This window comes from Paenibacillus sp. P46E, assembly GCF_001909095.1.
In the GTDB taxonomy this organism is placed as follows: domain Bacteria; phylum Bacillota; class Bacilli; order Paenibacillales; family Paenibacillaceae; genus Paenibacillus_AQ; species Paenibacillus_AQ helianthi.
Genome location: NZ_LVYZ01000045.1, coordinates 13,514 through 29,085, shown reverse-complemented (window position 1 = coordinate 29,085; position 15,572 = coordinate 13,514). Strand labels below are relative to the sequence as shown.

The 15,572-nt window shown below is 53.6% G+C and carries 14 protein-coding genes; all 14 read left to right on the top strand.

Going from position 1 to position 15,572, the window contains the following annotated elements; genetic code table 11:
* Positions 1-55: 55 nt before the first annotated feature.
* Positions 56-1,240: an exonuclease SbcCD subunit D gene (locus A3849_RS17120; protein WP_074112510.1), complete on the top strand. Its 1,185-nt coding sequence runs from the start codon at positions 56-58 to the stop codon at positions 1,238-1,240.
* Between the two features lies 1 nt (position 1,241).
* Positions 1,242-4,838, top strand: a complete 3,597-nt coding sequence (locus A3849_RS17115) for an AAA family ATPase (protein WP_074112509.1) — start codon at positions 1,242-1,244, stop codon at positions 4,836-4,838.
* 518 nt (positions 4,839-5,356) lie between these two features.
* Entirely contained in the window at positions 5,357-5,716 is a 360-nt protein-coding gene (locus A3849_RS17110; protein ID WP_074085707.1) for a histidine triad nucleotide-binding protein, read from the top strand.
* Between the two features lie 141 nt (positions 5,717-5,857).
* Complete coding sequence (gene rpsU / locus A3849_RS17105) at positions 5,858-6,031, top strand: 30S ribosomal protein S21 (protein WP_005547957.1); 174 nt, start codon at positions 5,858-5,860, stop codon at positions 6,029-6,031.
* Between the two features lie 15 nt (positions 6,032-6,046).
* A complete protein-coding gene (locus tag A3849_RS17100; protein WP_074085706.1) occupies positions 6,047-6,490 on the top strand; it encodes a GatB/YqeY domain-containing protein in 444 nt (147 codons plus the stop codon).
* Between the two features lie 215 nt (positions 6,491-6,705).
* On the top strand, positions 6,706-8,088 hold the full coding sequence (locus A3849_RS17095) for an NfeD family protein (protein WP_074112508.1): 1,383 nt from the start codon (positions 6,706-6,708) through the stop codon (positions 8,086-8,088).
* Positions 8,089-8,127: 39 nt separating this feature from the next.
* Complete coding sequence (gene floA, locus A3849_RS17090) at positions 8,128-9,129, top strand: flotillin-like protein FloA (RefSeq protein ID WP_074112507.1); 1,002 nt, start codon at positions 8,128-8,130, stop codon at positions 9,127-9,129.
* Positions 9,130-9,144: 15 nt separating this feature from the next.
* Entirely contained in the window at positions 9,145-9,723 is a 579-nt protein-coding gene (locus A3849_RS17085; protein WP_074112506.1) for a hypothetical protein, read from the top strand.
* Between the two features lie 147 nt (positions 9,724-9,870).
* Positions 9,871-10,164 (top strand): sporulation protein YqfC, encoded by a 294-nt coding sequence (yqfC, locus tag A3849_RS17080; protein WP_074085702.1) that lies wholly within the window; start codon positions 9,871-9,873, stop codon positions 10,162-10,164.
* Positions 10,161-11,342: a sporulation protein YqfD gene (yqfD, locus tag A3849_RS17075; protein ID WP_074112505.1), complete on the top strand. Its 1,182-nt coding sequence runs from the start codon at positions 10,161-10,163 to the stop codon at positions 11,340-11,342. The genes yqfC and yqfD overlap by 4 nt, the downstream gene beginning before the upstream one ends.
* Before the next feature lie 15 nt (positions 11,343-11,357).
* Positions 11,358-12,329: a PhoH family protein gene (locus tag A3849_RS17070; protein ID WP_074112504.1), complete on the top strand. Its 972-nt coding sequence runs from the start codon at positions 11,358-11,360 to the stop codon at positions 12,327-12,329.
* Positions 12,330-12,346: 17 nt separating this feature from the next.
* Positions 12,347-14,602 carry an HD family phosphohydrolase gene (locus A3849_RS17065; RefSeq protein WP_074112503.1) on the top strand — a complete coding sequence of 752 codons (2,256 nt, stop codon included), beginning with the start codon at positions 12,347-12,349 and terminating at the stop codon, positions 14,600-14,602.
* Positions 14,599-15,096 carry an rRNA maturation RNase YbeY gene (gene ybeY, locus A3849_RS17060; RefSeq protein ID WP_074112502.1) on the top strand — a complete coding sequence of 166 codons (498 nt, stop codon included), beginning with the start codon at positions 14,599-14,601 and terminating at the stop codon, positions 15,094-15,096. The genes A3849_RS17065 and ybeY overlap by 4 nt, the downstream gene beginning before the upstream one ends.
* Positions 15,096-15,491: a diacylglycerol kinase family protein gene (locus tag A3849_RS17055; RefSeq protein ID WP_074112501.1), complete on the top strand. Its 396-nt coding sequence runs from the start codon at positions 15,096-15,098 to the stop codon at positions 15,489-15,491. The genes ybeY and A3849_RS17055 overlap by 1 nt, the downstream gene beginning before the upstream one ends.
* Positions 15,492-15,572 lie beyond the last annotated feature (81 nt).

The window sequence follows — 15,572 nt, the reverse complement described above, 5'->3', positions numbered from 1 at the left end:
CTATAAATCTATCAATCGAGAAATACCGCATGAGGGCGGGGAAAAGAGGACGACAATGCGCATATTGCATACGGGGGACTGGCATCTGGGCCGGACGCTGGAAGGAAGAAGCCGGCAGAAGGAGCAGGAGCAGTTCATCGATGAGCTGGTAGAGATTGCTGATGATTCCCAGGCAGATCTTATTCTGATGGCGGGAGATGTTTATGATTCCGTGAATCCACCGGCAGCAGCAGAGCAGCTGTTCTACGATGCTGCCGCCAGACTTACGGCAAATGGCCGGCCGCTGGTGGTCATTTCCGGCAATCATGATCAGCCTGAGCGTGTAGCATCCGTGTCCCCGCTTGTCCGCAGACAGGGCATTACACTTGTAGGTTTGCCTACCTCTGAGCCGGTGACGGTCCATGCTGTACGTACAGGAGAAATCGCCAAAATCGCAGCCCTTCCTTATCCCTCTGAAGCCCGGCTTGGCGAACTGCTCGCCGGGGATAGCGGAGAAGATGAGCTTCGTCTTGCCTACAGCGCAAGGGTAGGCAGGCTGATGAGCATGCTGGGGCGGGAATTCACACCTCAGACGGTCAATTTGGCGATGAGCCATATCTATGTCCTGGGCGGTTTAGAGAGTAAAGACTCGGAACGGCCGATACAGGTGGGTGGTGCTTACACTGTAGATCCCTCAGCGCTGTCATGTGGTGCACAATATACAGCGCTTGGGCATCTTCACCGCGCCCAGAGCGTGAAGGGCGACGGCATGATCCGTTATAGCGGATCGCCTCTGGCCTACAGCTTCTCTGAAGCGGGTCAGGCCAAGTCCGTGGCATTGCTAGAGATTGCGCCTGGCGGAGAACCTTCCTTTGAGGAAATCTATTTGCGCTGCGGCCGTCCTCTGGTGAACTGGAAGTCTTCCGGCGGGTTACAGGAAGTCTATAACTGGCTGGACGAAGGCCGGGATGCAACTGCTTTTATTGATCTGGAGCTCCGCCTGACGGAAGCGATGTCGCTGAATGATATCCAGCGGCTGCGCAAATCCCGAGAGGGGATCATCCATATTCGTCCGGTGTATCCGCAGATGGAGCAGGAGCTTGAGGAGATGGCCCGTTCGCGTATGCCGGTTCAAGAGCTGTTCCGCAGATTCTACCAGCGGCAGACCGGCGGGGCAGAGCCTGAGGACAGCCTGATTGAACTGTTCCTGGAGCTGGCAGAAGAAGAGCGGCGCGAGCCTGCGGAAGGGGAGGAGAACTGAAGTGAAGCCAATTCTACTAAAAGTGGCTGGACTGCAAAGCTACAGAGAGCAGCAGGAGATTGATTTTGCGAGTCTGACCGAAACAGGGCTGTTCGGTATTTTTGGGCCGACGGGAAGCGGCAAATCCAGTTTGCTGGACGCGATCACACTGGCCATGTATGGCAAAGTGGAACGGGCAGTGAACGGGACACAGGGAATCATGAACCATTCCGAGGACCAGCTTAGCGTGGCATTTACTTTTGAGCTGACTTCCTCAGCCGGCCCCCGCCGTTACCGGGTCGAACGGAAATTCAAGCGGACCGGAGACCAGTCCGTGAGCAATACAATCAGCCGTTTCATCGAGGTTGCAGATGACGGTGATCACGTGATGGCCGATAAGCTGGCCGATGTTACACGCTGTGTAGAGGAGCATATCGGACTTAAAATGGATGATTTCACCCGGGCCGTTGTGCTGCCGCAGGGTAAGTTTGCAGAGTTTCTGTCACTGCGGGGTGTAGACCGCAGACAAATGCTCCAGCGTCTTTTTCATCTGGAGCAGTATGGTGACGGGCTGGCGCTGAAGCTTAGCCGCCGGGTGAAGGAGAATGAGGCTGCGCTGCGCGCACTGGAGGCGGAGCAGCAGGGGCTGGGCAGTGCAGGCAAGACAGATGTTGAGGCTGCTGAGCAGCGCCTGCAGGAAGCGGTCCGCCAGGCGGCAGATTGCCGCAAGCGGCTGGATGAGGCGGTGCAGCGGGCGGAACGCTATGCCCGCATCCGCGAGCTGCAGGACGAGCGCTCCCGCCGTGAGGGGCAGCGGCAGGCTTTGCTTGCGCAGGAGGCAGATATCCTCCTGCTGGAGCAGAAGCTCGGCAAGGCTGACGAAGCCGAGAAGATGCTGCCCGCGCTGAGGGCCTGGCGCAGCGCGGAAGAGGCCTGGAAAAGCCGATTGGCCCGTGCGGAGGGCCAGGAGGTGCAGGCCGCCGCAGCCGAGCGGCAGGCGGCGGAGCAGGCAGCGGCGGAAGCGGCGGCGCAGGCCGCGCTGGCCGAGGAGGAACCCGCCCTCCGGCAGGGGGCGGATACCTACCGCCGCGCGCTCGAGCTGGAAGCCGAGCTGGGCGGATTGCGGCGCGAGCGCACAGCGGTGCTGGAGCGCCGCGATGAGGCCTCCCGCGGGCTCGCTGCCCGGCGGGAGAGCATGGCCCGGGAGCGTGAGCTTTTGGCCAAGGGCCAAAAGCGCCAGCAAGAGCTGCAGCAGAGCCTGCAGCCGCTGGCGGTCCGCTCCCAGGAGCGGCAGACGCTGCAGGAGGCCATGCAGCGTCTCCAGGGCCTGCGTTCCGCCTCCTCCCAGCGGGAGACGGCGGAACGGGAACGCGCCGAGCGCGCCGCGGTGCTCGCGGCGGCAGAGGCGCGGCTCGCCGCCGCCGGGGACCGGCGGCGCTCGCTTGAGGCGCAGCGCGGCGCGGGAATCGCCGCCGCAGTGCTGCACCTGGAGGAGCTGCGCGCCGGAGAGGCCGCAGCGGGAGCCGCCGCCGATCAGCTGGAGCTTCACGGAAGCACGCTTGCGGCGGCGCTCAAGGGCCAAGAGCGGCACCGGCTCTCTCTGTCGCTCGCCAGTGAACTGCAGGACGGGCAGCCGTGCCCGGTCTGCGGCAGCCCGCATCACCCCGCACCTGCGCTGACAGAGGACAGCGGCGAGCGGGATGAGCTGGAGCGGCAGCTTGAGCAGTCCCGTGCGCTAGGCAGACGGGCGCTTGAAGCGCGTCATCTGTTCCGCAGCCTGCTGGAGCAGGACGTGACCTGGCTGGAGCAGGTATACGGCGAAGGGGCAGTAGAATCCTTCGCGGCACCTGCAGCTGCGGGGCTGGAACAAGACAGCGCTGCCGACCCAGTCCCGTCCTGGACCTTGACTCCTTCAGATTTAACTGAAGCCCCGGCTTCTTTGGATCATCCTGCAAATCTGACTCTATCAACTGGCCTTGAAGTCCTGGCTCCATCAGATCAATCTGCAGCGCCGGCCAATCCTTCTGAGGCTTCGGCTTCTGCCGGTCTCTCTGCCGATCCTGTTTCATTCAGCACTGATACAGTTTCGGCAGAGCAGGCTTTGTCCGGATTGGAAACTGATTTTTCTGCGCTTAAAATCCGCTCCGGTGAGCTTCGCCGAAGTGCGGCAGAATGGCAGCGCTCCATGCAGGAACAACAGCAGCTGACCCATAAGGAAGCAGCAGCGGCGGAAGCCGAAGCAGCTTGGCTGCAAGGCATTACAGCCAAAGCCGCAGATCTGGTACGGCAACTGGATGAGCTCCATAACGAATGGATGCGGCTCTTTCCGGAGCTGGCTCCGGATGATGCCGAGCATGCCTACCGCGAAATGCAGAAGAAGGATGAGCTAGCTGAAGAAATTAGGGGACGGCTGGAGATCAGCGTCAAGTTCCTGGATGACAAGAGTACTTCCGTGCAGGTGCTTCAAGAGGAAATAGCATCCTTAGACAAAGAACTGGCACAGTGGAACGCACAGCTGGAAGGGAAAGAGGCATTGGAGCGAGAGAAAGAGCAGCGTCTCCTTCAGTGGACTGGCGGCAGGTCTGCTGCCGTCTTGCTGGCGGAATGCGAGCAGCGCCTGCAGGCGCTGCAGGCGGGTCTGGACAGCAGCAGGCAGGCTCACCGGACAGCAGCGGAACAGGCACAGCATGCGGTGAAGGAAGCGGCTATCAGCCGCCAGGCGGCTGATTCTGCCCGGGAGCATTGTGCGGCTGCCGCCTCGCATTGGGAGGACTGCTTGAACGCTTCGCTGTTTGCTTCAGCCACTGAGGTTGAAGGTGCTGCGCTCACCCCTGAAGAGCGGACAGGTGCAGGTGCCCGTGTGCGGGCCCATCGTGAAGGTGAAGCTGAAGTTACGCTGCAGCTGCGGAATATTGAAGAGAAGCTGGAAGGGGCTATTTTGAGCACAGAGGAATGGCAGGAGAGCCAGGAGACCCTGCGTAGATGCAAGGAAGACGATGAGGCTGCTTTGCAGGGCCGGGCCCGTGCTGAACGAGATCTGGAAGACTTGCAGCACCGGCATGTCCGATGGATGGAGCTTGAAGGGAAGCGTGCGGAGCATGCTGCGCTTCAGGACCGGCTGTCCAAGCTGCAGACCGTGCTGCGTGGAAACGCCTTTGTAGAATATATTGCAGAGGAGCAACTCATGCAGGTATGTCAGGCAGCTTCACAACGGCTTCGTTTCCTGAGCAAGCAGCGTTATGCGCTTGAGGTGGATTCCGGCGGCGGGTTTGTCATTCGTGATGACGGGAATGGTGGAGTAAGACGACCTGTATCCACCTTATCTGGCGGAGAAACATTCCTGACCTCTTTGTCCCTGGCACTGGCGCTTTCGGCGCAGATCCAGCTGCGGGGGCAGTATCCGCTGCAATTCTTTTTCCTGGATGAAGGCTTCGGCACGTTGGACCCGGATCTGCTCGACACAGTTATCACATCACTCGAAAGACTGCATAACGACCAGCTCTCCGTTGGAATCATCAGCCATGTTCCTGAGCTGAGGGCACGTCTGCCCCGCAAGCTCGTTATCGTTCCGGCAGAGCCGGGAGGCGGGGGTTCGCGGATTATTTTGGAAAAAATGTGATGCCTGATATACAATGTGATAACTGTCACAGATACAGCATCATACCCTTGTTATAATACAGCTAAGCCGACATCATTTTGAAACACCTCGGCGGACGTATGACCGGGAGCATTTCTCCTTTTCATACGTCCGCCGCCGAATCAGCTTTCTGAGCTGATAGGGTGTTTCTTTTTTTTGTCTTTTTTTCATGCAGAAATACACAATGAATTCCCAGCAGTCTGTATCTATAACAGAGCTGATTGTCTTCAAATTCCATGCTTTATATCAATCGAACTTGTGAATTTTCTATTCTGGATCTGCTGTGACTACAGACACCCCCTCATTCCTAATCCCTATGTTTCCACAATCTTCCGGGGGCCATTCCCCTTTGGCACCTGTCTTTCCCAATCCGCAATTATCCTGTATGATAAGAGACATAAAATAATGATGCCGCGAAGTATGCCATTCCCGAGCACGGATTAGCACAAGCTGGATTCACCTGCTGGCTTTTCACCACAACTATAGGAGGAAGCGTCCCGATGGAAACCGTATTTAGCAAAATCATTGAAGGTTCGATACCTTCCAAGAAGGTATTCGAAAATGAACGGATTCTGGCTTTTTATGATATTGAGCCTGCAGCTCCGGTACATGTGCTGATTATTCCAAAGAAGTTCATAGCTTCCATGAATGACGTTGCACCTGAGGACCTGCCGCTAATCGGTGAGATTCATGCCGTGGCGCAGCAAATTGCTGTCCAGCTTGGGATTGCAGACAGCGGGTACCGCCTGATTAACAATTGCGGACCGGACAGCGGACAAGCTGTGCCTCATCTCCACTATCACTTGCTTGGCGGGGCCAAATTAGGCGCTCTTGTCGGAAATTCGGCATCCCACGCCTGACAGATTTTAAATACGGAAGTACCTGGCCGAAAAAAAGAATAACACGAAGGTTGACACCATATTTCACTTTGACCTATAATGAAATTTGATGAACCGTGTTGTTATGCTCTTGGACGGTCTGGTCGGAGGGAGGGAAAACTGGTGTCTGAAACGAAAGTTCGCAAAAACGAGACAATTGATGCTGCACTTCGTCGCTTTAAACGTTCCATTGCTAAAGATGGTGTCTTGGCTGAGGTGAAGAAACGCAAGCATTATGAAAAGCCAAGCGTAAAGCGCAAGAAGAAGTCTGAGGCTGCTCGTAAGAGAAAGTTTTAGGAGGATTACCCACGCATGAATCTTAGCGAACGATTAAACGAAGATATGAAGCAAGCGATGAAGAGTAAGGACAAGTTCACACTCTCCACGATTCGAATGGTTCGTTCTACAATAAAGTATCTTGAAATAGATTTGAAGAGAACATTAGACGACAACGAAGTGCTTGATATCCTTAGTCGTGAAATCAAACAGCGCAAAGATGCCCTCCAAGAATTTGAATCAGCGGGTCGCGACGAGCTTGCCGCGAGTACGAAGGCAGAAATCGAGATTATCATGAAATACCTACCTGAACAGCTTTCCGAAGAAGAAATTAAAGTAATTGTACAGCAGACCATCCAGGAAACCGGTGCTTCTTCGAAAAGTGAAATGGGTAAGGTGATGAGCGCACTGATGCCTAAGGTAAAAGGTCGCGCCGATGGTAAACTCGTGAACCAGGCGGTTCTGCAATTTCTGCAATAATATAACGCTAGCACCCCTTTTTTAAGGGGTGTTTTTCATTTTTCGGGGAATTTATGCATTTGCAGGGTTATAAGATTATGATAGGGACACATTCTAAGAATAGACTTTGATGTGTCTCTTTTTATGCTGCATTCTTTATCTTCGTTTGAAACGCTTGTGTCTATAGGGCGTACTATGCACTAAGAGCTGGAATTATGTGAAGAGGAGGTAAGACCTTGGACAGATTTCGTAAAATCGCGGTATCCAGTATTTCCGTTCTCCTATTACTGCTGCTGCTGATACCGATAACAGGTGTGGCAAGCGCAGACAAGGCTTCGCCGCGTACATCGGCAGCTGCGCCTGTGTCCAAGAATGGGCCTGTATTTATCATTCCGGTAGATCAGGAAATTGAACGTGGGCTCCAGAGCTTTCTGGAGCGGGGATTCCAGGAGGCGGCAAACTACGGGGCTGTTCTGATTTTGCTGGAAATAGATACACCGGGTGGACTCGTGGATTCGGCCGAGCAGATCGGCATGATGGTACGCGACAGTAAAATTCCGACTGCAGCTTACATCAGGGGGGATGCCGCTTCGGCAGGCAGCTATATTGCGCTGAACGCAGGAAACATCATTATGAAACCGGGCAGTATGATTGGTGCGGCTTCCCTGGTGGACGGCAGAGGAAATAGTGTGGAAGACGCTAAGCTCACGTCCTATTGGAAATCAAAAATGGTCGGTGCCGCTGAGCTGAACGGGCGTGATCCGGAAATAGCTGCCGGGATGATGGATAAGAATATTGTCGTTAACAAGCCCGAGCTTGGCGTAAAAAAGGCACAGGGCCAGATTATCGCATTAAGCAGCGATGAAGCGCTCAAAGCCGGGTACGCAGACAGCATCGCAAGTACGCCTGAAGAAGCGATCACCTCACTGGGCTATTCCACAGACGACATTTTTCGCGTAGAGCATACAGGTGCGGAAAAAATGTCGCATTTTCTGACCAACCCGATTGTGATGACGATTCTGCTCTTCATCGGAATTGCGGGAATTATCATTGAGATGCTGGTTCCGGGCTTTGGTGTTCCGGGGATTATCGGCACGCTGGCCTTTGCACTATATTTCTTCGGTAATTACGTGGCGGGCTTTGCCGGTGCCGAGACCTGGCTGTTGTTCATTCTGGGGCTTGTAATGCTGGTGCTGGAGCTGTTTGTCCCGAGCTTTGGTATACTCGGTATCCTGGGCTCTGTACTCCTTGTAGCGGGCGTAGTAAGGGCTGCTTACAGCTATACACATGCGTTGTTCAGTCTGGGCATTGCTTTTGCGGCAGCGGCGGTAGTCATTATTATTGTGGCCGTCACTTTCAAGGAACGTGGGATATGGAACCGGTTTATCCTGAAGGACAGCCTAACCAAAGAGCAGGGATTTGTGCCTGTACTGGAGAAGCTTAGTTTGGTTGGAGCCTCCGGTGTCAGTATAACACCGCTTCGTCCGGCAGGAACGGCCAGTCTGAATGGGGAGCGGGTGGATGTGGTCACCGAGGGCTCCTTTATTGACACAGGAGTCTCCATTTCGGTGATTAAGGTCGAAGGCGGACGAGTGGTTGTGAAGGAAGCCGCGAAGTAAGAATTGTGAAATTACATTTTAACGGAGGTTGGAAGAGGTATGATTGAAGCGTCTACTATTACGATTTTGCTGATCGCGGTTGTTGTGATTGTTGTGTTGAGTGTGTTTTTCAGCTTTTTCCCGGTCATGTTATGGGTTTCAGCCTGGGCTGCCGGAGTGAAAATCAGTATTATTACCCTGGTGGCGATGAGACTCCGGCGGGTTACGCCAAGCCGGATCGTTAATCCGCTGATCAAGGCAACTAAGGCGGGGCTTGGCGTGAATATTAATCAGCTCGAAAGCCATTATCTGGCGGGCGGGAATGTAGACCGGGTTGTGAATGCGCTAATCGCTGCACAGCGTGCAGATATACCGCTGGAATTCACGCGTGCCGCTGCGATCGATCTGGCTGGACGGGATGTGCTGCTGGCGGTGCAGATGAGTGTTAATCCGCGCGTGATCGAGACTCCGATTGTAGCCGCAGTAGCCAAGAACGGTATCGAGGTTAAAGTAAAAGCGAGAGTAACCGTACGCGCCAACATTGACCGCCTCGTCGGCGGTGCAGGTGAAGAAACCATTATCGCCCGTGTAGGGGAGGGGATCGTCACCACAGTAGGCTCAAGTGATTCCCATAAGGACGTGCTGGAGAATCCGGATTCCATCTCCCGGACTGTATTATCTAAGGGACTGGATTCGGGGACGGCTTTTGAAATTCTGTCCATAGATATCGCTGACATTGATGTAGGGAAGAATATTGGTGCTTATCTGCAGACTGAACAGGCTGAGGCAGATAAACGGATTGCCCAGGCCAAAGCAGAGGAGCGCAGAGCAATGGCTGTCGCCCATGAGCAGGAAATGAAGGCCCGTGTCGTTGAGATGAAAGCACTTGTAGTCGAGTCCGAGTCCAAAGTGCCGCTGGCCATGGCGGAAGCGCTGCGCTCCGGCAAGCTTGGAGTTATGGATTATATGAATCTCAAAAATATCGAAGCTGACACTCAAATGCGCGGTTCGCTCGGCAAACTAAACGACGGTGATGACAACAGCCGTCCAACCAATAAATAAGGGGATGTGAGTCCCATGGGCAGCTTGATTTATGTAGCAGCGATTATCATCATCGCAATCATTTCGAGTCTGAATAAGGCGGGGAAAAAGAAGGGGGGCACCGCTTCGCCGGGAGGAATGCCTAGTTTTGGAAGTGGAGGCGGGAATCCCCTTCAACCCTCCCGGCGCACGCAGAGCAACCAGAAAAACGAGCGCAGTGGTTTTCCTGTTCCCGGAGGAGATTCCCCTAACCTTAGCAGGCCTTTGGCTTCCTTCCCGGTGCCGGAATATGATGCATCCCCGGCATGGCCGGAATCTGCAGAGTCGCCATCCCCCGATTACCAAACTGGTGAAGGTGTTTCTTTAGAGCAAGCCCGGGAAGACGGCGTACAAGTCCGTGCAGAGCGGATGGAGCGGGAGTTGAAACGCTTGGAATCGCAATTTAGCGGGAGTGCGTCCACCGTGGGCTCTGGAAACGCCAGCAAACGGCCTGATGCTGTCCAGGAGGTTGACCGGGATTTCAGGGCAGACCGCAAGGCGCTGCGGGACGGTCTCCGATGGGCGGAAATACTGGGTCCCCCGCGGTCGCGGCAGTCCCGTACATTTCGCAGATAGTCTGTAAGCTTCGGATTCCTATGAGGAGTCCGGAGCTTTTTTTCTTCCTGTATACCTGTAATGTTATTCGCTTCCCGAGTTCTTCTCATAAACAAAAGCGCTCCCGCATAAGGTGTACAGAAGGCAGGAAGGGGGAGAAGTCTACTTATGACCCGTATTGGCCGCAGGCTGCGGGGATGGACAAACGGGGTACTGGATCTTCCGCAGGACGTCCTGCAGGAGTTGCCCCGAATCACCCTGATCGGCAATAAAGAACTGTATATCGAGAACCACCGCGGTGTGCTGCATTTTTCCTCCGGGCAGCTGAAGCTGGCGTTAGTTAACGGTTCGCTGGAAATTTCCGGCGAAGGGTTGATGATACGCAATATATTGGGCCAGGAGCTGACGGTAGAGGGAGTTATCGGAGAAATCAGATATAAGGGAAGCGAGGAGAAAACATGAAGGAACCGCCTCTGTCATCACTGCGGGGGTTCGTTACACTGCATGTGACGGGACCGCAGGTGGAAAAGTTTATCAACGCCGTAACCGAAGCAGGAATCGTGATCTGGGACGTGAGGCCTGCCGGCAACGGTGCTTCCCTGAACCTGTTACTGGATGACTTTTTTGTCCTTCGGCCGCTCTTGAAAAAGACAGGCTGCCGCTCGCGGGTCACAGCCAGATATGGACTGCCGTTCCGGGCGGCCAGGCTGTGGAAACGGAAGTTTTTTGCCGCAGGTGTGCTGCTGTTCGGCATTGGCCTGCTGCTGTTATCCTCGATGGTATGGACTATCCGAATTGAAGGCAACGACCGGATTGCTTCCGAGGATATCCTTCAGGCCGCACGACAAGAGGGGGTATACCCCTTCCAGTGGATTTGGCGCATGGAAGATCCGGACAAGCTCTCCAAAGCGCTGACCTCAGAGCTTCCGGGGGTCTCCTGGGTAGGGGTGCAGCGGACTGGGACGAGCGTCAAAATCCAGATTGTGGAGTCCGACCAGCCGGAAAAAAAGCCTCTGCTCAGCCCGCGGCATCTGGTCAGCAGGACCGATGCCGTGGTCAGCGAAATCTATGCGGAGCAGGGCAGACCTGTAGTAAGCCGAAACACACGGGTTAAAAAAGGGCAAATATTGATCTCAGGTACACTGGGTGATGAAGAAAATATGCAATTTGTAGTAGCCAAAGGCGAAGTGAAAGGGCTCGTCTGGCATGAATACAATATAGAGGTACCGCTGAAAAGAGCAGGAAGCTCCTATACCGGAGAACGGAAGGACCGTACCTATCTCGTGCTTGGCAAATGGGCGATTCAGCTGTGGGGTTACGGTGTATCCGGCTTTGCAGAATCACGTACGCTTACGGAGCATGATCCGCTGACGTGGCGGTCATTCCAGCTGCCGCTGGGGCTGATGACCGAGAAGGAGATGGAGGTCCGTAGCACAACTGATACACTGACACCCGAGGCTGCACGGCAAGAGGGGATCACGCGGGCGAAGAACGATATTTTGGCCCGTTACGGCACGGATAGCACCATAAAAAGTCAAAAAATTTTGCATGAGAAGAAAGACAATGGTAAAGTTTATATGAAAGTGCTCTTTGAAGTGGAAGAGAGAATCACGGAAGAACTTCCGATAGTAAACAACTGAGGAGAATGAGGCTACTTGTCAGAACAGACTGCAAGCATTCGTATATCTTTGCAAAATGCGGGAGAAGCGCAATCCCTGTTCGGCCCGCAGGATGGTTTTCTGAAAATAATCGAAAGTGAAATTCCTGCCGTGATTGACTCGCGTGAAGCTGAAATTACAGTTCGCGGAGCGGAGCGGGAAGTGGACATGCTGGAACAGCTGTTTGGTGTGCTGCTCTCCCTGATCCGCAGCGGCTACATACTAAGTGAACGGGATATTCAGTATGCGGTGGAGCTGGCCAAGGACTTCCGGTCCGACCAGCTGCTTGATTTGTTCAAAGGTGAAATCACGACCACCTTCCGCGGCAAACCTATCCGCGTCAAAACGATTGGCCAGAAGCATTACGTAACTACCATCAAGAAGCGGGACATTGTCTTCGGCATCGGTCCAGCCGGTACCGGCAAAACCTATCTTGCCGTTGTGCTGGCTGTTACAGCGCTGAAGGAAGGCTCCGTCAAACGTATAGTCCTTACACGCCCGGCTGTGGAAGCAGGAGAGAGCCTGGGCTTCCTTCCTGGCGATTTGCAGGAAAAGGTAGATCCGTACCTCCGTCCGCTTTATGATGCCTTATACGACGTTATGGGCCCCGATCAGGTCGCTAAGGCATTGGAGCGTGGGTTGATTGAGATCGCTCCGCTTGCTTACATGCGCGGGCGTACGCTGGATGATTCCTTTATCATTCTCGACGAAGCCCAGAATACCACCCCGGAACAGATGAAAATGTTCCTGACCCGCCTTGGATTTGGCTCCAAGATGGTAATCACGGGGGATGTCACCCAGATCGACCTGCCGCGCGGCAAAAAATCGGGCCTAATCGAAGCCAAGGCGATTTTATCCGGCATTGATGAGCTGGGTTTTGTCTATTTCGCAGAACAGGATGTAGTCCGGCATTCCCTGGTACAAAAAATTATCGTCGCCTATGAACGCTCTGCCGAAAACCGCGAATAAAAAAGGGGACTGTCTTCATGGCCTCAAAGCAACCATCCAAATTAAGCGGATTTGTATACAGCAACAACGGCTGGAAGTATAGCGCGGTAACGCGCTATGCTCTTTTCCTGTTACTTGGACTCATTTTCTACTTCAGCCTGTCGTCAGACCTGGTACCCAAGAAGTATGACATCAAAGAGGGAACCCACAGTGCCAAGGAAATCACAGCACCCAAGCAAATCCTAGACACCAAAGCCAAGCTTAAAGCCCAGGAAGAAGCGGCCGAGAATGTAACCAACCGTTATGCAATCATTCCAATGAGAGCGGATAATCTCGTAACCTCCCTGCTCGACCGGATTGACCGGCTGAATCAGGATGATCTCATCTCGCAATCCGACAAAACGGCTATTTACCGGGAGGAGATTCCTCAGCGGGCCAATGATTTTATTTTGAATTTTGTGACCTCCAGCCGAAGCTCCGGTACCTATTCCGAGCATCTGCTGGATGAAATGCAGTCGGTGATCAAGGATCAGACGTATGTTATTCCAGAAGAGACCTTTATCAAGATTCCGCGTCTGACCTCTCAGGATATTATCGAGATGAAGCCGGTTGCCCGGGATATCGTAACGAAGCTTATGAATGATCAGATTACAGACGCCCAGTCTGCACGTGCCAAAGTGGCTGAGCAGGTCAGCGTCAGTTCGCTTAGCCAGCGCACGGCCCGTGAGGTTGTGCAGGAACTGGTGCGGCTCGTGATTACAAGCAACAAGTTCTACGATGAGGATGCGACCAAAGAAGCCAAGGTACAAGCCCGGGAGAATACACCTGATGTGTTCATTGAGCAGGGGGACGTACTTGTTGCCAAAGGGGAGCTAATCACTCCCGAGTTATATGCACTTCTGGATGATAACGGCCTGCTGAGCAACGAGGTTAATTATTGGCCGCAATTTGGTCTGCTGCTGCTTTCGGCTATGCTATCCTTTGGCCTTTTGACCTTCATCCGTTATAACGGGGGAACCTCCGGCTTTAAGTATAATAACTCCCAGCTGCTGATGCTGGTGCTGGTATTTATAATTACGATTATTACGATGAAGCTGGCTGCGTTCCTGCAGACAGATGTACGTTCTTATGTCGGTTTCCTGGCCCCGGTTGCTATTGGTGCAATGTTAATCACCATGCTGCTGGATATGACCCTGGCATACTTTTGTTCCATTTTGATTAGTATACTTGCCAGCATCATCCTAAATGTGCAGCAGAACACCGTATTTGATTTCACCTTCGGGTTCTTTGCACTTATCGTATGTTATGTCGCCATCTTTGCCACACACCGTGCAGGACAGCGTTCCACGCTCCTCAAAGGCGGGATCATGGTATCCTTATTCGGCTGCTTGACTGTATTTATGCTTACGGTGCTTGGCGGAGGCGTATGGAATCAGACGCAGACTCTCTATGCGATTGGCTTCTCTTTTGCCAGCGGTCTGCTGACTGCCGTACTGGTTATTGGTCTGATGCCTTTCTTCGAGGCTACCTTCGGTATCCTGTCGGCGCTCAAGCTAGTCGAATTGTCGAATCCGAACCATCCCCTGCTGCGCAAGCTGCTTACGGAAACGCCGGGTACCTATCATCACAGCGTGATGGTTGGCAACCTGTCGGAAGCGGCGGCGGAGGCTATTGGAGCAGATGGACTGCTCTGCCGGGTCGGCTCCTATTATCATGATATTGGCAAGACCAAACGGCCGTTTTATTTCATAGAGAACCAGAACAACATGGAGAATCCGCATGATTCGATCGAGCCGATGCTCAGTAAATCAATCATTGTGGCGCATGCAAGGGATGGGGTGGAGATGCAGAAGGAGTATAAGCTGCCGAAGCCAATCCGCGATATTGCCGAACAGCATCACGGCACAACATTCCTGCATTATTTTTACCATAAGGCACTGAAGCTGGCTGAGGAAAAGGGGGTGGAGCCCGATTTCACCGAAGAGGACTTCCGGTACCCTGGACCGAAGGCTCAATCCAAAGAATCCGCCGTGGTCGGAATCGCCGACAGTGTGGAAGCCGCCGTCCGCTCGCTCCGCAAACCTACAGTAGTGCAGGTAGAAACGATGATTGAAAAAATCATCAAGAGCCGCCTGGACGATCATCAGTTCGATGAATGCGATCTTACGATCAAGGAGCTCGATATTATCGCGCGGACACTGAAAGAGACGGTAATGGGGATTTTTCACTCAAGGATTGAATATCCCGAGGATGTGAAAAAACCGAAAAAAGAGGAAGGGGCCATAACAACATGAGCTTAGCAATCGTTTGGAACAACGAGCAGGAAGAGCATCCAATAAGCGATGAGCTGATCACCCTACTGGAGAATATTCTGCAAAAGGCAGGACAAATGGAAGGGATTGACGAAGGCGAAGTGGATCTTACTTTTGTCAATAATGAGCGTATCCACGAATTGAATATGGAGTACAGGGGGATCGACCGTCCGACGGATGTACTCTCCTTTGCCATGAACGAAACCGGAGAAGATGAGCCGGAAATTATATATGTTTCCCAGGACAATGGAGAAGGAGAGGATGTCCCTTATGTTCTGGGCGACATCATTATCTCTGTGACCCGGGCGCAGGAGCAGGCGCTGGAATATGGACATTCTCTGGAACGTGAGCTCGGCTTCCTGTTTGTCCACGGTTTCCTGCACCTGCTGGGCTATGATCATCAGGATGCGGCTTCGGAGGCAGAAATGATGTCCAAGCAGGAGCATGTGCTGCTCCAGGTCGGGTTGACCCGCTAATGGTCAAGAATACAGCGGTAGGCCATAAAAAGTTCTGGCACTCTTTTCGATTTGCTGCGCATGGCATTGCTTCGGCGTTCAAATCCGAGCTGAATATGAAGGTGCACAGCACTTTAGCTGCATTGGTGCTTGTTGCCGCTGTTATATTCAGACTTCCCTTGTCCAGCTGGATGCTGCTGTTGCTTGCGATTACGCTCGTTCTGACCGCTGAGCTGCTGAATACCGCCATTGAAGCGACGATTGATCTGGTTTCCCCGGAGATACACCCGTTGGCTAAAAAGGCGAAGGATACCGCCGCAGGCGCTGTACTGCTCACGGCGGTCTTTGCTGTCATCGCCGGAATCTATGTATTTTATCATCCTGTGATGGACTGGATCACCGGACTTATGTCATAATCAGTTTACAACTTAAGCTTATGGGAGAGGCGGACCCGCGTTTTGCGCTCCGTCTTTCATTGTCTTTACCTCAAAGCCAGT

Coding starts and splice junctions, on each gene's coding strand:
- A3849_RS17100 (WP_074085706.1), top strand. CDS start 6,047: ATGAATCTTAGCGAACGATTAAACGAAGATATGAAGCAAGCGATGAAG.
- A3849_RS17055 (WP_074112501.1), top strand. CDS start 15,096: ATGGTCAAGAATACAGCGGTAGGCCATAAAAAGTTCTGGCACTCTTTT.
- floA (WP_074112507.1), top strand. CDS start 8,128: ATGATTGAAGCGTCTACTATTACGATTTTGCTGATCGCGGTTGTTGTG.
- yqfC (WP_074085702.1), top strand. CDS start 9,871: ATGACCCGTATTGGCCGCAGGCTGCGGGGATGGACAAACGGGGTACTG.
- A3849_RS17110 (WP_074085707.1), top strand. CDS start 5,357: ATGGAAACCGTATTTAGCAAAATCATTGAAGGTTCGATACCTTCCAAG.
- yqfD (WP_074112505.1), top strand. CDS start 10,161: ATGAAGGAACCGCCTCTGTCATCACTGCGGGGGTTCGTTACACTGCAT.
- A3849_RS17120 (WP_074112510.1), top strand. CDS start 56: ATGCGCATATTGCATACGGGGGACTGGCATCTGGGCCGGACGCTGGAA.
- ybeY (WP_074112502.1), top strand. CDS start 14,599: ATGAGCTTAGCAATCGTTTGGAACAACGAGCAGGAAGAGCATCCAATA.
- A3849_RS17065 (WP_074112503.1), top strand. CDS start 12,347: ATGGCCTCAAAGCAACCATCCAAATTAAGCGGATTTGTATACAGCAAC.
- A3849_RS17085 (WP_074112506.1), top strand. CDS start 9,145: ATGGGCAGCTTGATTTATGTAGCAGCGATTATCATCATCGCAATCATT.